Origin of the sequence: Paenibacillus typhae, from assembly GCF_900099765.1 — a bacterium.
Classification (GTDB): domain Bacteria; phylum Bacillota; class Bacilli; order Paenibacillales; family Paenibacillaceae; genus Paenibacillus_AQ; species Paenibacillus_AQ typhae.
The window spans coordinates 1-22,506 of sequence record NZ_FNDX01000037.1 but is presented as its reverse complement, the minus strand read 5'-3'; the positions used below and the strand labels follow the sequence as shown (position 1 = coordinate 22,506).

22 protein-coding genes are annotated in these 22,506 nt (G+C 55.6%); 14 read left to right on the top strand and 8 right to left on the bottom strand.

The window, feature by feature from the left end; translation table 11 throughout:
- Positions 1–119 precede the first annotated feature (119 nt).
- Both trmB and BLR64_RS22585 read right to left on the bottom strand, forming a co-directional pair.
- Positions 120–836 carry a tRNA (guanosine(46)-N7)-methyltransferase TrmB gene (gene trmB / locus BLR64_RS22590; protein WP_090717815.1) on the bottom strand — a complete coding sequence of 239 codons (717 nt, stop codon included), beginning with the start codon at positions 834–836 and terminating at the stop codon, positions 120–122.
- A gap of 189 nt (positions 837–1,025) precedes the next feature.
- On the bottom strand, positions 1,026–1,208 hold the full coding sequence (locus tag BLR64_RS22585) for a hypothetical protein (protein WP_039870595.1): 183 nt from the start codon (positions 1,206–1,208) through the stop codon (positions 1,026–1,028).
- A gap of 479 nt (positions 1,209–1,687) precedes the next feature.
- On the opposite strand from BLR64_RS22585, the gene mnmL reads away from it, so the two are divergent.
- The 5 genes from mnmL (at position 1,688) to BLR64_RS22560 (ending at position 5,820) form a co-directional block, all read left to right on the top strand.
- Positions 1,688–2,611 (top strand): tRNA modification radical SAM protein MnmL/YtqA, encoded by a 924-nt coding sequence (mnmL, locus tag BLR64_RS22580; RefSeq protein ID WP_090717893.1) that lies wholly within the window; start codon positions 1,688–1,690, stop codon positions 2,609–2,611.
- Positions 2,611–3,237, top strand: coding sequence for a tRNA 5-(aminomethyl)-2-thiouridylate-methyltransferase MnmM (gene mnmM, locus BLR64_RS22575; RefSeq protein WP_090717813.1), 627 nt, complete (start codon positions 2,611–2,613; stop codon positions 3,235–3,237). The genes mnmL and mnmM overlap by 1 nt, the downstream gene beginning before the upstream one ends.
- Entirely contained in the window at positions 3,218–3,610 is a 393-nt protein-coding gene (locus BLR64_RS22570; protein WP_090717810.1) for a VOC family protein, read from the top strand. Before mnmM ends, BLR64_RS22570 begins: the two co-directional genes overlap by 20 nt.
- 37 nt (positions 3,611–3,647) lie before the next feature.
- On the top strand, positions 3,648–4,616 hold the full coding sequence (locus tag BLR64_RS22565) for a type I phosphomannose isomerase catalytic subunit (RefSeq protein ID WP_090717808.1): 969 nt from the start codon (positions 3,648–3,650) through the stop codon (positions 4,614–4,616).
- Positions 4,617–4,857: 241 nt separating this feature from the next.
- Positions 4,858–5,820 (top strand): alpha/beta hydrolase, encoded by a 963-nt coding sequence (locus tag BLR64_RS22560; protein WP_090717805.1) that lies wholly within the window; start codon positions 4,858–4,860, stop codon positions 5,818–5,820.
- 679 nt (positions 5,821–6,499) lie between these two features.
- Here the strand turns inward: BLR64_RS22560 and BLR64_RS22555 are convergent.
- The 5 genes from BLR64_RS22555 to recQ form a co-directional block, all read right to left on the bottom strand.
- Complete coding sequence (locus tag BLR64_RS22555) at positions 6,500–7,096, bottom strand: nucleotidyltransferase family protein (RefSeq protein WP_244157822.1); 597 nt, start codon at positions 7,094–7,096, stop codon at positions 6,500–6,502.
- Positions 7,097–7,215: 119 nt separating this feature from the next.
- Complete coding sequence (locus BLR64_RS30910; protein WP_244157821.1) at positions 7,216–7,353, bottom strand: N-acetyltransferase; 138 nt, start codon at positions 7,351–7,353, stop codon at positions 7,216–7,218.
- 4 nt (positions 7,354–7,357) lie between these two features.
- On the bottom strand, positions 7,358–7,717 hold the full coding sequence (locus BLR64_RS22550; protein WP_244157820.1) for a hypothetical protein: 360 nt from the start codon (positions 7,715–7,717) through the stop codon (positions 7,358–7,360).
- A gap of 36 nt (positions 7,718–7,753) precedes the next feature.
- Positions 7,754–9,691 (bottom strand): B12-binding domain-containing radical SAM protein, encoded by a 1,938-nt coding sequence (locus tag BLR64_RS22545; protein WP_090717802.1) that lies wholly within the window; start codon positions 9,689–9,691, stop codon positions 7,754–7,756.
- Positions 9,692–9,706: 15 nt separating this feature from the next.
- Positions 9,707–11,542, bottom strand: a complete 1,836-nt coding sequence (gene recQ, locus BLR64_RS22540; RefSeq protein WP_090717800.1) for a DNA helicase RecQ — start codon at positions 11,540–11,542, stop codon at positions 9,707–9,709.
- Between the two features lie 271 nt (positions 11,543–11,813).
- Here recQ and BLR64_RS22535 point away from each other — a divergent pair, with 271 nt between their 5' ends.
- From BLR64_RS22535 to BLR64_RS22515, 5 genes are all read left to right on the top strand, one after another.
- On the top strand, positions 11,814–13,463 hold the full coding sequence (locus tag BLR64_RS22535) for a spore germination protein (protein WP_090717798.1): 1,650 nt from the start codon (positions 11,814–11,816) through the stop codon (positions 13,461–13,463).
- Positions 13,411–14,508, top strand: a complete 1,098-nt coding sequence (locus BLR64_RS22530) for a GerAB/ArcD/ProY family transporter (RefSeq protein ID WP_167360760.1) — start codon at positions 13,411–13,413, stop codon at positions 14,506–14,508. Before BLR64_RS22535 ends, BLR64_RS22530 begins: the two co-directional genes overlap by 53 nt.
- Positions 14,508–15,728 carry a Ger(x)C family spore germination protein gene (locus tag BLR64_RS22525; protein WP_090717793.1) on the top strand — a complete coding sequence of 407 codons (1,221 nt, stop codon included), beginning with the start codon at positions 14,508–14,510 and terminating at the stop codon, positions 15,726–15,728. Before BLR64_RS22530 ends, BLR64_RS22525 begins: the two co-directional genes overlap by 1 nt.
- Before the next feature lie 25 nt (positions 15,729–15,753).
- The gene (locus tag BLR64_RS22520) at positions 15,754–15,939 is read left to right on the top strand and encodes a CLC_0170 family protein (protein ID WP_090717790.1); all 186 of its coding nucleotides are present in this window, start codon (positions 15,754–15,756) and stop codon (positions 15,937–15,939) included.
- Positions 15,940–16,033: 94 nt separating this feature from the next.
- Positions 16,034–17,071 (top strand): RluA family pseudouridine synthase, encoded by a 1,038-nt coding sequence (locus BLR64_RS22515; protein ID WP_090717788.1) that lies wholly within the window; start codon positions 16,034–16,036, stop codon positions 17,069–17,071.
- Between the two features lie 422 nt (positions 17,072–17,493).
- On the opposite strand, the gene BLR64_RS22510 is transcribed toward BLR64_RS22515, so the two are convergent.
- A complete protein-coding gene (locus tag BLR64_RS22510; RefSeq protein WP_090717785.1) occupies positions 17,494–18,699 on the bottom strand; it encodes a threonine synthase in 1,206 nt (401 codons plus the stop codon).
- 149 nt (positions 18,700–18,848) lie between these two features.
- Here BLR64_RS22510 and BLR64_RS22505 point away from each other — a divergent pair, with 149 nt between their 5' ends.
- The 4 genes from BLR64_RS22505 (at position 18,849) to BLR64_RS22490 (ending at position 22,206) form a co-directional block, all read left to right on the top strand.
- Entirely contained in the window at positions 18,849–19,364 is a 516-nt protein-coding gene (locus BLR64_RS22505) for a hypothetical protein (protein WP_090717783.1), read from the top strand.
- A 23-nt stretch (positions 19,365–19,387) separates the two neighbouring features.
- Complete coding sequence (locus tag BLR64_RS22500; RefSeq protein ID WP_090717772.1) at positions 19,388–19,783, top strand: hypothetical protein; 396 nt, start codon at positions 19,388–19,390, stop codon at positions 19,781–19,783.
- A 69-nt stretch (positions 19,784–19,852) separates the two neighbouring features.
- On the top strand, positions 19,853–20,428 hold the full coding sequence (locus BLR64_RS22495) for a TetR-like C-terminal domain-containing protein (protein ID WP_090717770.1): 576 nt from the start codon (positions 19,853–19,855) through the stop codon (positions 20,426–20,428).
- Between the two features lie 197 nt (positions 20,429–20,625).
- On the top strand, positions 20,626–22,206 hold the full coding sequence (locus BLR64_RS22490; protein WP_090717768.1) for an oleate hydratase: 1,581 nt from the start codon (positions 20,626–20,628) through the stop codon (positions 22,204–22,206).
- Positions 22,207–22,506 lie beyond the last annotated feature (300 nt).

Sequence of the window (22,506 nt, the reverse complement as noted above, 5' to 3'; positions counted from 1 at the left end):
ATGCTGTCCCGCAATAATCAGCTCTCTTTAAAATCAAAAAAAAACGGCAGTTACAGGAAATTTCCCGTAACTGCCGTTTTTGTAAGGCCTCCCGATAGTTACCTGAACCGCCCCGGCTGCTACAGCCGGTATTTATCCAGTCGGGTTGCCTGATAGTTCGCCAGTGCTTCTGCACCGACAATGGCCTCACAGCGGTGAATGTTTACGCCGCGGTTATAAAATTTGGTCTCATATTCTGTCATTACATGCTCTTCATTGATGATGCCGTCCGTATGCAGATCCAGGGAGATGTTCTTCATCTGCAGACCGAAATCGGCAAACGCATTCAGCGAGAACTCGAACAGGCTGCGCGAATCCGTCTTCAGATGGATTTCACCGAGCGGGCTGAGCAGGCCGCGGTACTTGTCGAGGAAGCGCGGATGGGTCAAGCGCCGGCGGGCATGCTTGCTTTTCGGCCAGGGATCACTGAAGTTCAGATAGATCCGCTCTAGCTCGCCTGGTGCAAATACTTCCTCCGCATAGTCGATGTTCGCAAGTGCCACCTTCAGATTGGGCGGGGTCTCATGTCCCGCAGGCTCCCAAACCAGTCTTGCCTTTTCCGCCGCACGGCGGATCAGCTCATCATACATATCAACGCCGATAAAATTAATACCGGGATATTTGAAGCTCATCTGGCTGATAAACTGTCCCTTGCCCATCCCGAACTCCACATGAATCGGGTTATCGTTGCCGAACACTTCCGACCAGCGCCCTTTAAGGCTGCGTGGATCGAGGACGACCAGGTCGGTCTGCTCCTCCAGACTTTCACGTATTCCTTTTCTTCCGCGTAAACGCATAGTATTCCTCCGCTTGTTCTCTTATACATTACTTGAAACATTGTGCCGAACTTGTCCGCAAAAGTAAAGTGATTTACCTGAAAAACAGCAAAAAGGAATTCTCCGGGGGGCAGGAAGCGGCCGCTGGAGAATCCCTTTTCTGTTGCTTGTTGTATTTGGAATTGGGGTCCATTTTCAACAGTTCATAGTCTACCTTGCCGGCGAGTCAAAATCAAATTTCTTCTCGAATGCGTTTCTGATCTTGCGCTGTGCTTCGGTCTTGATCTTATGATTTCCGTTAAATTCAACGCCGGTAAGCGCCAGGGCCTCATCGGGAGTCAGCTGTACATCAATTGAACCTTTACCTTCAGCATAAGCTGTTTGAGAATTCATCGTGATCACCTCTTGGGTTTAGTATGGGCGGGACGACACGAAAGTATGAATTCAGGGATAGAGTTTTTAAGTTGCTGCAATCGTTTTTTACAATTTAAATATAACATAAGGTGTAAGCATTAACAAGCGAAACAGCGGGTTTTCCCTGCCTAATTTTAACGTTTTTTCCCGGTGCCATTGTTACGCTTGACGCTGAATTTTGTTACAATAGACGGGTTAGCAAGTTGAAGCGGCTTTGTCGTCCTTCAGGGAAGGCGGCAACCGTTTCTGCGAGAAATATCAGACCTGTATACGTCCTTAGACTTATACTCTCTGATAATTAATGAATAGGCAGTACTTCCTTCACCGGACCCGTGCCTGTTCGAAACAAATATAAGGATATGCCGGCCTGGCAGAGGATGCCCGGCTCTCCAAATAAACATTCTTATATTTAGGAAAGGAGCTTTACCGTGAGTCTTGTACAGTCCTCCACTCCGCTGATGTGGGGAGATAAACGGTTCCATACGTGGAACTACGAAATGCGCGGGGTTATGGATACCAAGGTGTTCAAGGTTATGCTGGACGCGGGCTTTACCTGTCCGAACCGTGACGGCTCCATCGCCAAGGGGGGCTGCACCTTCTGCAGCGCCAGAGGCTCCGGCGATTTCGCCGGCAGCCGCCGCGACGATCTGGTCACCCAGTTTAACAAGGTGCGCGACCGCCAGCACCTGAAATGGCCGAACGCCAAGTATATCGGTTACTTTCAGGCTTATACCAATACGTACGCACCGGTAGAGGAGCTGCGGGAATACTACGAGGTTATTCTGCAGCAGCCTGGCGTTGTCGGCTTGTCCATCGCTACGCGGCCGGACTGTCTGCCGGATGATGTTGTGGAGTATCTTGCGGAGCTGAACAAGCGCACCTACCTCTGGATCGAAATGGGACTGCAGACCATTCATAACTCCACTTCGGATCTGATCAACCGTGCGCATGATTCCCAGTGCTACATCGACGCTGTCGCCAAGCTGCGTGCCCACGGCATCCGCGTCTGCACCCATATCATCCACGGGCTTCCCCAGGAGACCCACGAAATGATGCTGGAAACCGTATCTGCCGTAGCCGCCATGGACGTGCAGGGAATCAAGATTCACCTGCTGCATCTCATGCGCAAGACCCCGATGGTCAAGCAGTACGAGGCCGGCCTGCTGCGCTTCCTGGAGCAGGACGAATACGTGAAGCTGATCGTAGACTCGCTGGAGCTGCTTCCGCCGGAGATGATTGTCCACCGCCTGACCGGCGATGCACCGCGCGAGGCCCTGATCGGGCCGCTCTGGAGCCTGAAGAAATGGGAAGTGCTGAACGCAATCGATGCCGAGCTGGTTGCACGGGACAGCTGGCAGGGTAAGTACTGGAGGAAGAGCTGATGGGCTTCCTGTCCGTTCTCAGCTTTGCGCATAAAGTAACGGCGGAGCGCCTGGCCTCCGGCGGCCTCGCCATTGACGCCACCGTGGGCACCGGTGCGGATACGCTTTTTCTCGCGAGGTGCGCAGGGCCGCGCGGCGCAGTGTACGGGTTTGACATCCAGCCTGCGGCGCTTGCGCTTGCGGAGGAGCGCCTGCGGCTGGCCCGGGAGGAAGCGCCGGCAGCGCTTGCTCCCGTGACGCTGCTTGCGCGAAGCCACGCAGCGATGGAAGAGGCCGTGCCGCCGCAGTGGCACGGGGCAGTCTCGGCGGTGATGTTCAACCTCGGCTATCTGCCGTCAGGCGATGCCGACAAGACCATCATCACCGAGACCGGGAGCACGCTGGCTGCGCTGGATGCCGCCCTGACGCTGCTGCGTCCGGGCGGCATCATTACAGCCGTGCTCTACCCCGGCCACGACGGCGGCGACCGTGAAGCCGCCGCCGTGGAAGCGTGGGCGGCGGGTCTGCCGCAGCGCCTGGCGCAGAGCATCATTTACCGCCAGCTGCAGCGGGCCAGCGCGCCTTATGTGGTTGCAGTTGAGAAGAAAAAAGGAGCTGAATCCCAAAATGGCAGTAAGCAAGCTTGAGCACATCGGCATTAAGGTAGCACAGCTTGAGCAGTCCCTTGCATTCTACCAGGAAGTCATCGGCCTTACCCTGCAGGACACTATCGGGGAACCGGGCGACAGCCTGCGGCTTGCCTTTCTGAGCTTCCCCGGCCAGACCAGCGTAGAAATTGAGCTGATCGAGCGCGTATGGACCGGCCTGCCGGATGAAGGCAAGGTCAGCCATGTCGCCTTCACCGTCACTGGAATCGAGGCTGAGCACAGCCGGATAGCGGCACTTCAGCTCCCCGGACTGACTGGGATCAGCACGCTGGCTAACGGCAGCCGCTATTTCTTTTTTGACGGGCCGGACGGTGAGAAGCTGGAGTTTTTTGAGTCTACACGCAGTAAATAGAGACAGGTTCAAACCAAACGGAGAGGAAGATACTATAATGACAAAAGCATATCCACTCAAGTTTCAGCCGGAGTTCAAAGAACGCGTGTGGGGCGGCCGCGCCCTGGAGAAATTCGGTCTCGACCTGCCTGAAGGCCATATTGGTGAAGGCTGGATGATCGCTGACCATCCGAATGGCGTATCCACGGTAGTTAACGGCGAGCTGGCCGGCCAAGGCCTGGATCAGATCCGCGAACAATTCGGCAAGGAATGGTTCGGCAGCAAGGGCATCACCGGAGAGGACACCCGGTTCCCGCTGCTGATCAAGCTGCTGGACTGCAACGATAACCTGTCCGTACAGGTACACCCGACAGATGATTACGAGGGATTGCCGAAGGGCGAGCTGGGCAAAACAGAAATGTGGTATGTGCTCGACGCCAAGCCAGGAGCCAAAATCATCTACGGCCTGAAGGAAAATGTCACCCGTGAAAGCCTGCAGGCTGCGCTGGAGAACGGCACCGTAATGGATACCATGCAGGAAATCACCGTTGCCGCAGGGGATGCCTTCTATATTCCCGCAGGTACTGTGCACGCCCTCTGTGCAGGAGTCGTTGTGGCTGAAATCCAGCAGAACTCGGACACTACATACCGTATTTACGATTACGACCGCCCGGGTCTCGACGGTAAGCCGCGTGAGCTTCATATTGAGGACTCGCTGAATGTCACCGCTTATGAGGGCGCAGGCGCTACTTCCATGAAGACAGACGGCGCTGTTGCCGGAGAATGGCTGCAAATCGCCTCCTCCCCTTATTTCATCGTGGAAAAAGGGATCGTGAACGGCGAATGGAAGCTCGCCACCACCCCGGACAGCTTCACCATTCTGGTCATCTGCGAAGGCAGCGGCCATCTGACCTGGGATGGCGGCTCCCAGCCTTATGCCGCAGGCGAATGCTACCTGCTGCCTTCCACGCTTGGCGCATACGGGATTGAAGGACACTCTACTGTACTCCGCTCTTATTTGCCATAAAGCGGGCATCAGTGCGGACAGGTTATAAATAGAACGAATGCTTAAACACACCACAGTATCTGTTTCGGATCTGCCCTGCACTAAGGATGGTTAGGTTTAATTTTCGAAGCAGCTTGGTATGGCATAATCTCGCAGCAAGGGTGTTCACTTCACAACATTAAGCCTATGCTTGCGGAATAGGTTCTGTCAGATGCTATCTCCGCGAAGGATTTTCTTCTACAAACTTTCAGGAGGACATGCAATGAGGGAGAACAGCTTTACCATGACCGACCCTTTAGGTGTCAATATTCATGTCTATGTATGGCTGCCTGAGCCGGAGGCCCCTGTCAGGGGGATCGTGCAGATTGCCCACGGCATGTGCGAGACAGCTGCCCGTTATGCACGCTTTGCCTCAGCACTGACCGCTGCCGGATACGCCGTTTATGCCAATGATCATCGCGGCCACGGCAAAACGGCAGGCAAGGTCAATCTGCTCGGTGACACCGGTGAGAACGGCTTCTACTGGATGCGGCGCGATCTGGTGCAGCTTGCGAATATCGCCCGCTCCCGGCATGAAGGCCTGCCGGTGTTCCTGCTCGCCCACAGCATGGGCTCCTTTCTGGCCCAGAAGCTGATGTGCGAGGAAGGCAGCAACGTGTATGCCGGTTATATTCTCAGCGGTACCAACGGCCCCCGCACCATGCTGAAGGCCGGAGAATCGCTTGCTGCGCTGCAGCTGAGGCTTCAGGGCGAACGCCACCGCAGTGTGCTGCTCAACAGTATCGTATTTGGAGCCTACAACCGCTCCTTTTCGCCGATCCGGACCGCCTTTGACTGGCTGAGCAGTGATCCGCAGGAAGTGGACCGCTTCATCGCTGATCCGTTCTGCGGGGCGATCTGCACCACCCGCTTCTTCCGCGATTTCTTCCGGCTGCTGCGTGATATCCACTCCCAGGAAACGCTGCTCAAGCTCTGCAAAGATAAGCCGGTCTATCTGTTCTCCGGTGCCAAAGATCCGGTAGGCATGAACGGCCAGGGTGTGCTGCGCCTGGCTGAACTCTACAAGGAGCAAGGCCTCAGTGATGTGGAATACCGCCTGTACCCTGATGGACGGCATGAAATGCTGAACGAGGTCAACCACGAGGAAGTCACCGCAGATGTGCTGGATTGGCTGGTGCGCCACCTTCCCGCTGAGTCTCTTCTGCTTCAGCCGGCGGCGAACTGAACGATCTGATGTGAATAAACACAAGAAGCCGTCCCTGCATCCGTTAATGGATGCTAGGGCGGCTTTTGTTGTGTGCTGCTGTTCACTGGCAACACAATCTCCACGTCAGCTTTTTTTCAGCTGTACCCCATTGTGCTCAGTCATCTTGTTTTCCGTCGCCTTAATACAGGAAAATAAAGATTCCCCGCTCTATTAGGGGTACGGGGAATAGTGAGTGATTAGTGGTTGGTGGCGAGGGCTAAGTAGTGAGTGCTGGGAGGCACGTGTTGGGGGCAAGTTCTGGATGGCGCATGCTGGGTGGTTAGTGATGAGTGGTTAGTGCTGAGTGGCGGGTGCTACGTAGCGGTGTATAGAGGGGTGACGGGTAAGTCAATTATTATTAGTCACACCGTCTCTTTAGCTAACTGCATATGCCAACCCCGTAACCCCGTCAGTCTAATCTTTAACGGACCCAGATGACCTTATTTGCTGATTTTTGACACACTTTAGGCTCTAACGGACTCAGATGCATTTATTTAGGTTGATTAGCACCAATCCATGGAGTTTTACCTGTGATAAGGTCTCCTCAGTCCGTTACAGCTCAAAATCCCCCTATTGCGGGCAAATAAAGGCTGCCCGGTCCGTTAGCCGCCCTGCCTGCCATAAGAAGAAAATGTGACCAAGGACTCGGGGCGGCTGTTCATCCCGAAGAATCTTCCCAAGGGATAATCTGCAGCTCCGGCCACTTGGAGTGCCATTTCTCTGTCTTGCTGCGATATAGCGCCTTACTAATCAGCGCCTTATTGGGTCTTACAGTCAGGCTGTATAAATCCGCAAGGCCGAAGGGTGCGTAGATTCGCCATTCTCCGGACGGCTCAAGCCTGGCTCCAAGTGAGGTTACTGTGGTCGGCCAACTGTCTATGGCTGCTTCCAGACTGGAGTATGGCTGAAGCCTGATTCCGAATTTGTCCTCGTACCACAGATGGACGCGGGCCTGATTCTTAATATCCAGCGGAACGGGAACCCCGTTAAACTGCTTCCGCCCCTCAGCTATCTGTTCACTCTCGGCCTCAAAGCTTAAATCGGACGGGTCAAAATAAACCAGATCAATATCGCTGATCCCATACTCTGCCGGGCGTCCGGTCAGCTGGTTCCACACGGTCTGTACAAGATAGCCTGCACCAACGTAATACGGCAGAGGCTCCAGAAACCGTGCCCTGCGGAAAACGTCCATCAGCAGGGGGCTCTCCGAGAACATTCCGGTCAGCCGCTTCAGATACAGATGCTCTTTCTTCACATGTCCCCACCCCGTATTCCTCTTTTTAGCCCCACTTCCCGTACAAATACCCGCTCCGCACATCCACTCCAGCCGAGCCTGCAAAGGCTGTACTTCTCCGTGCCAGGTACAGCAGCCGCCTAAGCGTTGTTATCCAGCGCATACTGCAGAATTCTCTGCGGACCCTTACCGCCCGTACGGCGCAGCCCGTGATCACAGAATCCGGCACGCAGATAGAGCGCCAGCGCAGCAGGATTCCGTTCATTGACAGTAAGCACAATTTCACGAACTTGCGGGAGTTGGATACGGACAAAAGCCGGCAGCAAAGCCATAGCAGCTTTTCGCAATCCCCCGGCCCTGGCAGGGGGAATTCACCAGGAAAGCCCGTACCAGCGCTGCCTCTGAGTAATTGCTGTAAAATTCAGCAATCCGTGCACCGGTATGGAGAATAAAAAATCCGGCAGCCTGCTCCTCCCCGGTAATTACGACAGCCAGCTTGTCAGGAGCGCGCAGCGCCTCCGGTAAGCTCTCTGCCGGCAAAGCGGTAAATTGCGCCTGCTCCGGGGGAAGCTGAAAGGCCAGCAGCTGCTCATGGAATTTGTCCTCATACAATTGCAGTGAAACCCGCAACCCGTCAGTCACCCCTGTACCTCCCTATAAGGATTCCCTAGAACTACATTAGCTCAGCGGCAAAGCATAATACTGCGCACGCTGGCTCTCATCCTGCTGATACAGCACGATCAGCAGAGTGCTGCCGTCCGTTTGCGCCGGAGCTTCAGCAACCGCAGCAGAAGGGTTGCTGTCCAAGCCTCCGGCAATCCCGGCTGCCGCATTAAAGGCCGCTGCAATCCCGGAGCTCTCCGGCTGAGATATAACAGCAGCCGCACCGGTATCATCTGCAGCCTCGCCTGCTAATGCAGGTGAAACTAACTGCACTGTATCCGCCCGCAGTCCGCTGATCGAATCCAGCACGGGTCCCAGCCGGAACGGCAGCACCTCAAGCACCATGAACTTCTGCAGCTCACGCTCACTGTATCCTGCTTCCGCCAGCGCTGCCGAGACCCGCTCCGGATGAGCGGCAACTTCTTTCATGTGTCGCGCCCACTCCGCCTTCTCCAGTGCGTTATCCCACCAGATTTTACGCGGCTTGTACTTGTGTCCCAGGAAGTAGTCCAGCTTCATCAGCCCTGTAATAATCTCCATCGAAGGGGTATTCCTGTCCGTCAGGAACGCATGCAGGCGGGTGAACAGATCCTCAAGCTGGTGCCCGATCTTTTGCCAGCCCCGCTCCTCCCAGTAATCGCCGAATTCCTGAAAGAAATCAAACGGCGACTCAAAGACATGGCGGATCAGATACTTGACCGTATGATCCAGCCGGTGGCTGTTCCAGTATTTCTCCAGCACATCCTCCAGCCGCTTCAGCCGGATAATGTCGGCAAAGGACATGACATGCGAGCTGAGAATCTCATAAGGCGCATGCTCCATGTACGTGTAGTCGTATTTGGCAGCCTGGGCGCGCAGGCCGGTGCCGCGGAGCATTTTGAGAAAGCCCAGCTGCAGCTCCTCAGGCTCCATCACGAACACATCGTTAAAGGTCTTGCGGAAGGTCGCGTAATCCTCCTGCGGCAGTCCGGCGATCAGATCCAGATGCTGGTCGATGTTGCCGCTGGCTTTGATTTTCATTACGGTGCGGGACAGCTTGGTGAAATTCTGGCGGCGCTTGACCAGCTCGTTCGTCTCGTCATTGGTCGACTGCACGCCGATTTCGAAGCGGAAGATCCCCGGCGGCGCATTTTCGGACAGAAAATCCAGCACCTCCGGCCGCATAATGTCAGCCGTAATCTCGAACTGGAACACACAGCCCTGATGGTTGTCGATCAGGAACTGGAACATCTCCATCGCATAGCTGCGGTTGATGTTGAAGGTGCGGTCCAGGAACTTGATGACCTTGGCCCCGTTGCTGATCAGATAGAGCAGATCCGACTTCACCCGCTCAATATCGTAATAGCGTACACCGACCTCAATACTCGATAAGCAGAACTGGCAGTTAAACGGACAGCCCCGGCTGGTCTCAAAATAAACAATCCGCTTGCTGAGATCCGGCAGATCATCGGCGAACCGGTGGGGCGTCGGCAGGGTGTTGAGATCGCTTTTGGGACGCGGAGGGTTGACGATCAGCTCCTCGCCCTTGCGGTAAGCGGCCCCGTAGACAAAATGGAACTTGCGCTCATCGCGCAGCTCCTGCAGCAGGTGGTGGAAGGTCTCCTCCCCGTCACCGTTTACGACAAAATCCACGCCGGGCTCGCGCTTCATCCAGTAGAGCGGCTCATAGGATACCTCCGGCCCTCCCAAGACAATCTTAACTTCCGGCAGCACCTGTTTGAGGATACCGACCAGCTTAATGGTCTCTTCAATGTTCCATATATAACAGGAAAATCCGATTACGTCGGGCTTCTTCTGGAATAAGTCGGACACGATATTCATCGCAGGATCCTTGATAGTATATTCAGCCAGCATAATATCCGGGAATTCATGCTCGCTGTATGCCTTTAGCAGGCGGATGGCCAGCGAGGTGTGGATATATTTGGCGTTTAATGTAGCCAGGACGATTCTCATGCCTTATAACCTTCTTTACATTTCATTTTGAAAAAACTCCAGAAACGGCTTGCCGTATTTCCGGTACTTCACTTCCCCGACACCCTTAACCCTCAGCATCTCCGCTTCCGTCTGCGGACAAACCACACTCATCTCGCGCAGGGTCGCATCATTAAAAATGATGTAGGACGGCACATGCTCGCGTCCCGCCAGATCTCGGCGGATCAGGCGCAGCTGCTCGAACACCGTCTCGTTGACGGCAGACGGTGAATGGTCGTAGCCCCGGCTGCGGCTCCGCCCGGAGCCGGCCCCGCCGGTAACCAGCGGCCGGGCCACCCGCTGCTGCACCTGGCGCTGGCCGCGCAGCACCTCGGCTGCCAGCGGCTGCAGCCGCACGACCGGATACTGGCCTTCCGAGAGGGCCAGATACCCCTCCGAGATCAGCACATTGATGCTCTCGGTAATTTCCTTCTCCGTTCGGCTCGACATCGCCCCGTGCGTCGGCAGCTGCTCGAAGCCGTACTGCAGCACCTTCTGGCTGCGTGAGCCCTTCAGCACCGATGCGACCAGCGCCACGCCGAAGCGCTCCCGCATCCGGTGGATGCAGGAGAATATCTTCTGCGCATCCACCGTCATATCGACCAGCTCACGCTCATCCGTGCAGTTGCTGCAGATCCCACAGGGCTTGTCTCCGTGGTCTTCGCCGAAATAGGCAAGCTGGGCACTGCGCAGGCAGCGGGTCGTGTAGCAGTAATCGATCATCTGCTGCAGCTTGCGGTATTCGTTCGCTTTACGCTCAGGGTCCTGGGGATTCTGCTCAATCAGGAACTTCTGGGTCATAATGTCCTGCGCGCTGAACAGCAGGATACACTCACTCGGCTCCCCGTCCCGGCCGGCGCGTCCGGCCTCCTGGACATAAGCCTCCATATTCTTCGGCATATTGTAATGGATAACATAACGGACGTTGGATTTGTCGATGCCCATCCCGAAGGCATTGGTCGCCACCATGACGCGGATATCGTCATACAGGAACCCTTCCTGGCTGTCCGCCCGCTCCTGGTCGCTCATCCCGGCATGGTACCGTCCGGCGGCGATTCCTGAAGCCTGCAGCCGCTGGTACAGGTCATCGACCTCTTTGCGGGTCGCGGCATACACAATCCCCGGCTGGTGTGAATGGCTGGCGGTGTAATCCAGCACGTATTCGCGCTTGTTCTCCCCGCGCAGCACCGACATCGCCAGGTTGTCCCGGCCGAGGCCGGTCATGAACACGCCCGGCTGTCGCAGGCGGAGCAGCCGGACCATGTCCTCCATAACCTCCGGCGTTGCCGTCGCTGTAAAAGCGGCAAGAATCGGCCGCTGCGGCAGCTCCTCAACGAACGGCGCCACCGCCAGATAGCTGGTGCGGAAGTCATGCCCCCACTGGGATACACAGTGGGCTTCATCCACAGCGACGCAGGAAATAGAAAGGCCCGCCATTTCCAGGCGGAACCAGTCCAGCTCCAGCCGCTCAGGGGCAACGTAGAGCAGCTTCAGCTCGCCCCGGCGTGCAGCACGGATCCGCTCGTTCACTTCCTTGCCGCTCAGGGTGCTGTTAATATATGCGGCCGGGATACCGGCCGTAGTCAGGGCGTCCACCTGATCCTTCATCAATGAGATCAGCGGTGAAATGACCAGGGTCAGCCCCGGCATCAGCAGCGCCGGAACCTGGTAACAGATCGATTTCCCCCCGCCGGTCGGCATGATGCCCAGGGTGTCGCCGCCTTCCAGCAGGTGCTGCACGATTTTTTTCTGGCCTTCCCGGAAATCCGGATAGCCGTAATATTTCTGCAGTTCAGCCTGCGCCTGTTCCATAGTAGGTGCTTGCATTTTCATCGCTATCATAACTCCTAAAAGTTTTGTGAGAATTGACTTTCTTGCATCGCTTCATACTGGCAATATCCTGTTAAGGAAGCACTGGTTTGAGTCATTCTCTCTTTAGTTTACCGGGCATCCGGCCAATGAGCAACCGCAGAACAGACAAAAAAAATTCTGTACAGGCAGTCCGTCTGCAGCTCCTTCCTGGCTGTACTTACATAAAATCGGCTGCGGTAAGCAAAACTCTATAGTGATCTTCAAAACTGCCATTCTAAAGGAGGCGGACGCTATGCAAGGCTGGAAAGAAAAGTACACTTCCTATATCAAAAAACAGCAGCCCGGCCCCCCGAAGGCTCCTGAGACAGAAGTCCTGGGCCACAGCCTTGCAGATAATCTGGAGCATCTGCAGGCTCTGCTGGGTTCTAACGGCGATTTTGTAGCCCGTGATTTCCTTCTGTTCGGTAAATATGAGGCTGTGATGATCTTTTTCTCGTCACTTGTTAACCAGGAGCAGATCCAGGAGCACATCCTGAAGCCGCTTATGGCCCGTCCGGATGATCATCAAGGTGTACCGGAAAATCTTGACGGGATTATCCATTATGTCTGGAAAATAGCGGTGCAGGTGACCCAGGGCAATTCGGAGCGGAAGCTGAGCTGCCTGCCGCCTGCAATTGTCAAAGGTAATCTGGTTCTGCTGATTGACGGCGTTCCCGAGGCCCTGCTGCTGGACATGCGGCAGATTGACCTGCGCAGCGTAGACCAGCCGCAGACTGAGCAGGTCATCCGGGGGCCGCGGGAAGGTTATGTGGAAAAGCTCGAGAACAATCTCGCTCTGCTGCGCTACCGGCTGCAAAGTACAGATCTGCGGGTCGAGATCAGTCCGCTCGGAAGCCGCACCCGGTCACGGGTTGCCCTGTGCTACCTGGACAGCATCGCTGATCCTCAGCTCGTGGCTGAAGCGATGCGCAGAATCTCCATTATTGATACCGACGGCATTATTGATGCCGGATATATTGAACAGTTCATTGAAGACCAGCCCCTCTCCCCCTTTCCGCAGGTACAGAATACGGAGCGGCCGGATAAGACCGTTGCTGCGCTGCTGGAGGGACGGGTGGCCATTCTGGTCGACGGCTCGCCGTTCGCGCTGATTATTCCAGCCCTGTTTAACCAATTTTTCCAGACGGTCGACGATTACACCGAACGGTTCATCATGGGCAGCCTGATCCGGATCATCCGGCTGATCGCTTTGGCCAGCTCGCTGTTTTTCCCGGCCCTCTATGTTTCTGTAATCTCCTTCAATCCGGAGCTGATGCCGACAGACTTCGCTGTTGCCATCTCCGGAGGCCGGGCAGGCGTTCCATTTCCCGCGGTACTGGAGGTGCTGATTATGGAGGTATCGATGGAGGTGCTGCGTGAGGCCACCATCCGCCTGCCGCAGATGATCGGCGGAGCCTTGTCCATTGTGGGAGTACTCGTCATCGGACAGGCCGCGGTAGCCGCAGGGCTTGCCAGCCCGATTACGGTGGTCATTGTGGCGCTGACTACCATCGGCTCGTTCGCTACTCCGGCTTATAATGCAGCGATTGCCCTGCGGATGCTGAGATTTCCGCTGATTCTTTTGGCCGGCATGTTCGGGCTGTACGGGGTCATGATCGGCACCATTCTCATCATCAACCATCTGCTGTTCCTGGATTCCTTCGGCGTACCTTATATGTCCCCGTTTATTCCCGGCAAATGGCGTGACTGGAAGGATGCGCTGGTGCGGGTCCCTTTGTGGTGGATGCGCCGCCGTCCCAGCTTCCTGCATGTCCGGGACAGCGCAAGGCTTCCGAGGGCAGTACCTGATGTATACGAAGACCAGATTCTCCAGCAGGGAGGTGAAGCCGGTGAACGCTACCCGTCAGATCACGACGCTGCGAACGGCCGCCGTAATCGGTAGCACAATTATTGGTGTGGGCATCCTCAGCTTTCCTCGGTATATGGCCGCTACCGGGGGAAGCAGCGCTCCATTTGTAGCTTTTAGCGGTATCGTCATCTCCATTGCCTGCTTCTGGCTGCTGGCTTCATTATGCCGTCGGTTTCCCCGGGAATCCCTGTTTGTCTTCAGCCGGCGCCTGATCGGGAAGCCGCTCTCGTTCGTGTTCGCTGTGTTGATCCTGCTGATTTTCGTCCTGCTGACAGGACTGACTGCGCGCCAGTTCGGGGATGTGGCAACCACCGTGCTTTTTAAAAAGACACCTATCGAAGCTACCGTATTTCTCATGCTGCTGATCTGCCAGCTGTCTTCCAGAAGAGATGTCATTAAATTTACCTATATTCATTTCTTCTACCTGCCGCTTATTATCGGCCCGATCCTGTTTATCACCCTGATCTCGATGCGCAATATGGACCTGCTCAATCTGCAGCCGGTGCTGGTGATGCCCTCTGCTGCTTTTTGGAGAGGTGCGGTGGAAGCCAGCTTTCTGTTCCAGAGCTCCTTTATTATCGTGCTGCTGGTTCCCTTTATGCAAAAGCCGAAGCAGGCCGTGCGGGCCGGCGTTCTCGCTATTGCTGTAGCAGGCATCATCTACCTCCTGATAGTTGTTGCCGCCATCGGTCTGTTCGGGTCGGAAGAAACGAAGCTGCTGATCTATCCCACGCTGGAATCCGCCCGCTCGGCTGCAGTAGGCGAAGGTTTTCTGGAGCGGCTGGACGCCATTTTTATTGTACTGTGGGTGATTTCAGTCTTCACCACTCTCTACAGCACCTACTATCTCGCAGCCTGCCTGCTCCAGCAGGTGTTTGCTTTCCGGGATCAGCGGATAAGCTCCACGCTTATCCTGCCGTTTACCTTCGTAATGGCTGCCTTCCCTGCGAACGTATTCGAGACTTATACCTGGTCTCTAGCTCTGGGAGCCGCCTCCATGATCCTTCTGTCGGTGTATCTCTTCCTGCTCTGGAGCATGTACCTGATCCGTCGTCCACGAAAGCGCGGGGCTGCCTGATGAGGCCCGTCCGTAAGTTTTGTTCCGCTGCGGTTGCTCTGGCTATCCTCACGCTGCTGCTGGCAGGCTGCTGGGACCAGGTGGAAATTGAGGACCGTGCACTCGTTCTCGGTCTGTCGATAGATGCAGCTACACCGGAGGAAATGGCGACAGAGGAGCAGGTAACCCATCTGGACAATATGAAGCTGCCCGGGCATGCCATCAGCGTTACAGCCCAGATTGCCGTGCCGGGAAGGGTTCCCCTCGGGCCGGGAAGCGGCAGCTCAAGCGATGGGGCAAAGGCCAGCCCGGTGTGGGTGGTTACTGTGACGGGCCACACGCTGGATGATGCGATGAACAATCTGCAGCAGCAGATCGCCGATCCCCGTTATCTTGTCCACCTGCGGGTCATCGTGATCAGTGAGACGATCGCCCGGGGCAGACTGGATGAGCTAAATGACTATCTGCGCCGCAATCCCGAGATCCGGCGCAGAACCTGGCTGCTCGTATCCGAGGGAAGAGCCTCCCGCTTCATGGACGTCGAACCGCCTTTGCAGCGGGTACCTACCCTCTACATTCTTTCCATGATGGAAAAAGCGGTAGCCTCGGGCAAATTCCCCCGTGATTATCTTGGGCGGTTCTGGTCAGCGGACTCCAAATGGGGCGAAAGCGCCTATCTGCCATACGTCGCTTTGCGCGATAAAGAGAATATTCTTATTGAAGGTCTGGCTTATTTCAGCGGCAACCGGATGGTCAATACGACAAAGCCCCTGGAAATTGGCGCCTTTATGGCGGTACAGGGCATGGACCCCGGCGGTTATTCCGCCCTGTTCAAGACCAGAGAGTATGGCAATGTGATTATCAAAACCAACCGGCGTTTCACCAAGACCACCAGCTCGATCAGGGACGGCAAACCGTACTTGAAATATGAACTGTACTTCGAAGGGGACCTGGACGAGCACTTTGACAGTAAAAAGCCGGTCAGCTCCGCGGCTGCCCTCCATAAGATTGAGCAGGAATTTAATACACAGATCAAGGGGGTCGTCAGCGGTCTTATCGGACGTACCCAAAAGGACCACTCGGACATTTTCGGTATGGGCGAGCTGATCCGCGCCCGGCATCCGGGCTACTGGAAGCAGCATATCCGCGAAAAAAAGGACTGGGAAGACATCTACAGCGGAATAACGGTGGATGTTGAGCTTCATATGCATCTGCAGAGGGTAGGACTGAAAGGCAGATAGATTATGCTGTTAAAGGAGGAGCCTGATGATCCGGTTGTTGGCCTGCACCGCCATGGTGCTGCTGTTCTCCGCACTGATACTGCTGTCTGTCGACCGGAATATCTACCGGACCAGCGGCTGGGTACGGGAATCCAAATATGCGGCTGTTCTGGGCTGGGCTTGTACAGGAGCAGCCGGGTTCATTCTGGCTGGTCTGCTGATCTATCTGTAGCGTTTATTCTACAGCTCAGCACCGGTTCCGTAGTATTTCTGAAGCGGCCGTGGTATATTGAGGAGTACTCTATTACAGGACGGAGAATGTGCGCATGAACACAAGAAGAAATCCCAGGGAAGCGTCCGGACGAGGCGCCAAGCCAGGTGCTTCCTCCCAGGCCAAACCACAGTCAAAACCGGGTACTAGAACCCGTTCCAATAAACCGGGCGGCAAGCCTGGTCCGGCAGCCAGAGCAAAGGCCGTGCCTGCGGTCAAAAGCTATACTGTAGACCGGCCGGCCGAGCTCCTGCCGTTTCTGCTGGACACGCTCAGCGGGCGTGGTCGCAATTCTGTCAAGTCCCTGCTGTCCCGAGGACAGGTATCCGTAGACGGCAAGGCCGTTACGAAGCATAATTATCCGCTGCAGCCGGGCCAGACCGTAGCTATCGACCTGGAGAAGCAGGTGCAGGCCAAGGAGATGACCGGACTAACCATTGTCCATGAGGACGATGATCTAATTGTCATCCAGAAGGATGCAGGCCTGCTGTCGATCGCTACCGGTGATGAAAATGAACAGACGGCATACCGCCAGCTGATGGAGCATGTGCGCCTCGGTAATCCGCGCAACCGCATATTTGTGGTGCACCGGCTGGACCGCGACACCTCCGGCGTTATGATGTTCGCCAAAAGCGAAGCGGTGCAGCAGAAGCTGCAGATCAATTGGAAGGACATGGTCAAGGAGCGTTCCTACGTGGCGCTTGTGGAAGGAGCCGTCAAAAAAGCCGAAGGCACCATCAGCTCCTGGCTGAAGGAAACCTCCACGCTCAAAATGTACTCCAGCCCGCATGAGGGCGACGGTCAGCATGCTGTGACCCACTATAAGCTGATCCAGGCGAATCGCCATTTCTCCCTGCTGGAAGTGCGCCTTGAGACCGGACGCAAAAATCAGATCCGTGTCCACATGGCCGACATCGGCCACCCGATCGCCGGAGACAAGAAATACGGCGCTGAAACCAAGGCAGTCGGCCGGCTCGGCCTGCATGCCCGGGTGCTCTCCTTCGTGCACCCGACAACCGGCGACCTGCTGACCTTCGAGAGTCCGATTCCCAAGACATTTCTGAAGTACACCGCACCTGCGCCAGCGAACTAAGGGAGCCGGCGGAAGACCCTGAACCGGCTGGAGGCTGAGCATGGATAAGCCGGGGACTGAGCATGATTTGGCCGGAGGCTGAGCCGCCTTCAGGGTAACAAAGCAGATAATTGTACTTTGTACAGCTATATCGCCTGTTTAATGATTGTTGTACAGAATAACTGCACTTTGTGCAGTTATTTTTGCGTTTTTTTCCGTAACTATCGCGAAATTAGCAAATATAGCTGCACAAGCTGCAGTTATTTTCTCATCTACCCGATAAATCGTCGAAATAAGTGTATAAAGTGCAGCTATCCGGTTAAGTCAGCTTAGGTCACTACTTTATACTGTGCTTAATTCACAAAAAAGGGGGGTATCCCGGCACATTACTGCCGGGACACCCCTTTTTTATCGCCGGCCTGTCCGCCGCTCCCATCCCCGGCTTAGATAAACTCGCCGGGCTCCAGCAGCGGCGCCTCCACCTGCACCGAGTCGGGATATTTGATCCCGGCGCCGGTGTTGAGTACAACTACACACTCATGCGGCTTGATCCAGCCGCGCTCTGCCAGCTTGCGCGCGGCGGCAAAAGCCGCAGCGCCTTCAGGGCAGATAAATGAGCCCTCCAGCCGGGCCAGTTTAGCCTGTTCCGCGCTCATTTCCGCATCGGATACGGCAACTGCCGCGCCATCCGTCTCATAGACTGCCTTCAGCACCAGGAAGTCGCCCAGCGCCTTCGGCACATTGATCCCGAAGGCAGCTGTCGCCGAGTCCGGCCAGAACTCCGAGCGTTCAGCCTTTTCCTCCCAGGCTTTGACGATTGGCGCGCAGCCGTCCGCCTGCACTGCCACCAGCCGCGGCAGCCGGCCCTGCACCCAGCCGATTTCCTTCAGCTCCTGCAGCGCTTTGTATATACCGATCAGCCCCACTCCGCCGCCGGTCGGGTACAGAATGACATCCGGCATTTCCCAGCCGAGCTGTTCGGCAATTTCCAGACCCATCGTCTTTTTGCCTTCGATACGGTAAGGCTCCTTCAGTGTGGAGGCATCGTAGAGCCCCTTGTCCGCTACCTCGCGGGCCACGATTTTGCCGGCATCGCTGATCAGGCCGTTCACCAGATACAGCCGCGCTCCGGCCAGCGCCACTTCGCTGCGCGTAATCTTCGGCGCATCCTGCGGCATCACAATCGTCGCTTCAATTCCTGCACGCGCTGCGTACAGCGCCCAGGCCGCTCCGGCATTGCCGTTCGTCGGCATGGCCAGCTTCGCAACACCCAGCTCCTTAGCCTTGGAGATGCCGACCGCCGCGCCTCTAGCCTTGAAGCTGCCGCTCGGCACAAGGCTTTCATCCTTCATCATCAGGCGCGCAATGCCGTAATCCGCACCGAGACGGGGCAGCTCAAGCAGCGGCGTCATGCCTTCGCCGAGTGTCACCACGTTGCCCTCGTCCGACACAGGCAGCAGCTCATGGTAGCGCCACAGATCCGCTTTTCTGCCGGACAATTCCGCCTTGCTCCATGCTTCCTTCAGCTCCTCCAGCTTATATCGTACCAGAAGCGGCGACCCGCATACGCACAGCTGCTGCACAGCGCCGGCTTCATATTGTTCCCCGCATTGCGGGCATTCCAGATGGGATAAATAACTGTAGCTCATAAGTTCACCTGATCCTGTTCCTATGAAGTATTGTAGCCGGCTTAAAACTTAATCTCCTATAGAATAAATCAGAATTATAATTTTGGGAACATTTCCGCTCTCTTTTGCGTCATGATACAATAAAAAGAAAAACGTAAGAAGGTGCGTCCTTGTTCCACCCCACTGTGTTTGACAACATCAAGATTGCCTTTGAAAACCAGCTGTACGACTATGATAATCTCGACGGCATCCTGATGATTACTGATCGCACCGACATGCTCAATCTGGCCGTAATGTCCAGAGAATTCACGCTGGCTTTCAAGCTTACGGACGGGTTCAAGGTGACCTCCGAGGTTGTCCTCCTCTCCTCCGTGAAGGAGCTCAGCGATGAAATCCTGGAAACACCGGGCAGCAATCCCGGCTGCAGCCTGCTGCTCCGCTTTTATATGGAAGTTACCGAGCCTCCTCTCCAGTGCCCAGAGGTTGAACGCATACTGGCCGGCATCTGGGGGCCTGAGCTGAAGCCCGAGCAATCTCTCAGCTTCCGCTATGGCGGAGAAGAACAGATTTACAACAACTGCATCCAGCTCACCTTCAAACGGCAGATCACCGAGGAGCAGATGGAGGATATTCCGAACCTGCTGGCCCATCTGCTGCAGAGTGCGGAAGAGCTGGAGAGCGTATAAACTGACAACGGGGTGAACCGGCTATGAGATTTTTGCCAACCGCCAAAAGCAACATCTGGTTTCGCTGGATGGCCGTCTACGGCCTTCTGTTCTGGGCAGTGCTTCTTATTTACCGTTTTGCGGTGCTCGCCGAGCCTTTTGATCTGATGATTGCCCTGCGGTTCGGCCTGCTAGCACTGGTGGTGACCGTTCTAATCAATCTGCTTGGCTGGCTCGGAGGACGGCTGGTCTGGTGCCTGTCCACGGCCGGACTGATCACCGGACTGGTTCTGATGTTCAGCTATACGTACAGGGATATGTCCGGCTGGGAGGATCTGGCGGGCTTTCTCACTTTCATAATGTTCACACTGGGCGGTTTTGCGCTGGGGCTGGCTGCAGAAGGGGTTTATTTCCTGATGAAGCGCAGGCGTCAGGGCTGAGCAAGCTTTTTACGTAACGGCATTTGCTATGGCTTCTGTTTCAGAGGATTCCAAGATGAGGTGACCCGAATGTCCACATCCCTTCTGACCAAAAGAGCGCTGGCCTGCTCCCTGAAGCAGCTGATGGAGCATACGCCGCTGAACAAGATTACAGTCAAGCTTCTGGTGGAGAACTGCGGATTGAACCGCCAGACCTTTTATTATCATTTTCAGGATATTTTTGAGCTGCTCGGCTGGATTTATCAGACTGAGGCGGTGGAGAGCATTGCCCGGTACCGCAGCTACAGTACTTGGACGGACGGCTTTTACAGAATCTTTTGCTATATCGAAAATAACAAAACCTTCTGCTGCAACACGCTGGACTCTCTCGGCAGAAGTCATCTGGACACGTACCTGTATGAGGTGACGAGCGATCTCGTTATGGGTGTCCTTCAGGAGCTGTCAGCCGGGATGGAGGTCAGCGGTGAGGACAAGGCGTTTATCGCCAATTTTTACACTCTGGCCTTTACAGGACTCATTATCCAATGGATGCGCAGCGGAATGAAGGAGCAGCCGAAGCACATGATTGAACAGCTAAGCGTAATGATCGAAGGAAATTTCACTCAAGCGCTGCATAAATATGAGAAAAAGCTGGTACAGCCTTAGGCCGTCCGGCTTTTTTTGTACATACCCGTCGTTATTATTCACCGGCTGTATATTCTTGTCAAAAAACTAGACACTTTATGGCAAATGACCAAAATCCGGACACTCCGGCAGTTTTGATTATACCTTCTGTTCCTCGCTTGGATTACATTAGGGGCAGAAAGTGAACAGCATATCAGAACCTTATGGAGGCGACCTTTGTGGCAAAAGAGTACGGTAACCGGCAGGTTTATTTTGTAGGCGGCGGCATTGCATCCCTTGCGGGTGCGGCTTATCTGGTCAGGGACTGTGATTTTCCCGGAAATAACATTCATATTATTGAAGAAATGCATATCCTCGGCGGCAGCAATGACGGCGCTGGGGACGTAGAGCAAGGTTATGTGATCCGCGGCGGGCGGATGCTTAACGATGAAGCGTATGAGAATCTGTGGGAGCTGCTGAGCACCATTCCCTCTATCGACCATCCGGGGCAATCGGTGCGAGAGGAAATTATCGCCTTCGATACCGCTAACCCCACCCATTCCAATGCCCGGCTGATTGACCGCAACGGTGAGGTTCAGGATGTGCTGTCGATGGGCTTCGATATGAGCGACCGGCTGGCGATGGGCAAGCTGATCATAACGCCGGAGGAAGCGATGGGCAAGGCACGGATTAACGACTGGTTCGGGCCGCATTTTTTCACGACAAATTTCTGGTACATGTGGGCGACCACCTTCGCCTTCCAGCCTTGGCACAGCGCTGTTGAGTTCAAGCGGTACATGCTCCGCTTCATGCATGAGTTTCCGCGGATTCAGACGCTTGAGGGGGTCACGCGCACTCCGTACAACCAGTATGATTCCATTATTCTGCCGCTGCAAAAGTATCTGGAGCCGCACGGCGTGGACTTTTCGCTAAAATGTACGGTAACCGATCTGCAGTTCAAGGACTGCGACGGCATTACCGTTACAGGCATGAATGTGACACGTATGGGCGTTGAGGAGCTGATTGAGGTAAAAGAAGGAGACCTCGTTATCGTCACAAACGGCTCTATGACTGAAAGCGCAAGCCTTGGCTCGATGACCTCGGCTCCTGAGCTGAACGGCAAGGGCAGCTCCTGGAAGCTGTGGGAGAACATCGCCGGCAAAAAGCCCGGGCTCGGCAACCCCTCCCCGTTCGCGGATTATGTGGACGAATCGAAGTGGGAGTCGTTCACCGTCACCTTTCAGGATTCCGTCTTCTTCGACCTGATGGAAAAATTCACCCGCAACCGGGCCGGCACAGGGGCGCTTGTCACCTTTAAGGATTCGAGCTGGTTCATGTCGGTTGTGCTGGCCTTCCAGCCGCATTTCCGGGGTCAGCCGGAGCATGTCAAGGTGTTCTGGGGCTACGGACTGTATCCGGACAAGGTTGGCGATTTCGTCAATAAAAGAATGTGCGACTGTACCGGGGAAGAGATTATGCAGGAGCTGATCGGCCATCTGCATTTTGAGGCCCACCGGGACGAGATCATGGCGACAGCCAACTGTATCCCGTGCATGATGCCGTACATCACCTCCCAGTTCATGCCGCGGCTTGGCACCGACCGGCCAGAGGTTGTGCCGGACGGCTCGACCAACCTAGCGTTCATCAGCCAGTTCTGCGAGATTCCGGACGATGTCGTATTCACCGAGGAGTATTCCGTGCGCGCAGCCCGGATCGCCGTCTACACCCTGCTCGGCATGGGCCGGCCCGTTGAACCGATCCACCAGTACCATTACGATGTGCGGACGCTGTTCGCGAGCTTTGTTACTTCGTTCAGGTAGGGGGCCCGGGGGCCGCTGCGAAGTTTGCTGCAGGGCCGCTGCAGGTCGCGGCGGGGTTGCAGCTGGCCGGGGCGGGGTTGCAGCTGGCCGGGGCGGGGTTGCCGCTGGCCGGGGCGGGGTTGCCGCTGGCCGGGGCTGGGTTGCCGCTGGCCGGGGCTGGGTTGCAATCGAGTAGGAGGCTACCCATTGACTGAGTAGCCGACCTCTCACACCACCGTACGTACCGTTCGGTATACGGCGGTTCAATCGCATTAGTGCAATTTACGTAATTGCTCGTACTGTGCTGGGAAGTCATAATAT

Coding starts and splice junctions, on each gene's coding strand:
- trmB (WP_090717815.1), bottom strand. CDS start 836: ATGCGTTTACGCGGAAGAAAAGGAATACGTGAAAGTCTGGAGGAGCAG.
- BLR64_RS22585 (WP_039870595.1), bottom strand. CDS start 1,208: ATGAATTCTCAAACAGCTTATGCTGAAGGTAAAGGTTCAATTGATGTA.
- mnmL (WP_090717893.1), top strand. CDS start 1,688: ATGTGGGGAGATAAACGGTTCCATACGTGGAACTACGAAATGCGCGGG.
- mnmM (WP_090717813.1), top strand. CDS start 2,611: ATGGGCTTCCTGTCCGTTCTCAGCTTTGCGCATAAAGTAACGGCGGAG.
- BLR64_RS22570 (WP_090717810.1), top strand. CDS start 3,218: ATGGCAGTAAGCAAGCTTGAGCACATCGGCATTAAGGTAGCACAGCTT.
- BLR64_RS22565 (WP_090717808.1), top strand. CDS start 3,648: ATGACAAAAGCATATCCACTCAAGTTTCAGCCGGAGTTCAAAGAACGC.
- BLR64_RS22560 (WP_090717805.1), top strand. CDS start 4,858: ATGAGGGAGAACAGCTTTACCATGACCGACCCTTTAGGTGTCAATATT.
- BLR64_RS22545 (WP_090717802.1), bottom strand. CDS start 9,691: ATGAGAATCGTCCTGGCTACATTAAACGCCAAATATATCCACACCTCG.
- recQ (WP_090717800.1), bottom strand. CDS start 11,542: ATGAAAATGCAAGCACCTACTATGGAACAGGCGCAGGCTGAACTGCAG.
- BLR64_RS22535 (WP_090717798.1), top strand. CDS start 11,814: ATGCAAGGCTGGAAAGAAAAGTACACTTCCTATATCAAAAAACAGCAG.
- BLR64_RS22525 (WP_090717793.1), top strand. CDS start 14,508: ATGAGGCCCGTCCGTAAGTTTTGTTCCGCTGCGGTTGCTCTGGCTATC.
- BLR64_RS22520 (WP_090717790.1), top strand. CDS start 15,754: ATGATCCGGTTGTTGGCCTGCACCGCCATGGTGCTGCTGTTCTCCGCA.
- BLR64_RS22515 (WP_090717788.1), top strand. CDS start 16,034: ATGAACACAAGAAGAAATCCCAGGGAAGCGTCCGGACGAGGCGCCAAG.
- BLR64_RS22510 (WP_090717785.1), bottom strand. CDS start 18,699: ATGAGCTACAGTTATTTATCCCATCTGGAATGCCCGCAATGCGGGGAA.
- BLR64_RS22500 (WP_090717772.1), top strand. CDS start 19,388: ATGAGATTTTTGCCAACCGCCAAAAGCAACATCTGGTTTCGCTGGATG.
- BLR64_RS22495 (WP_090717770.1), top strand. CDS start 19,853: ATGTCCACATCCCTTCTGACCAAAAGAGCGCTGGCCTGCTCCCTGAAG.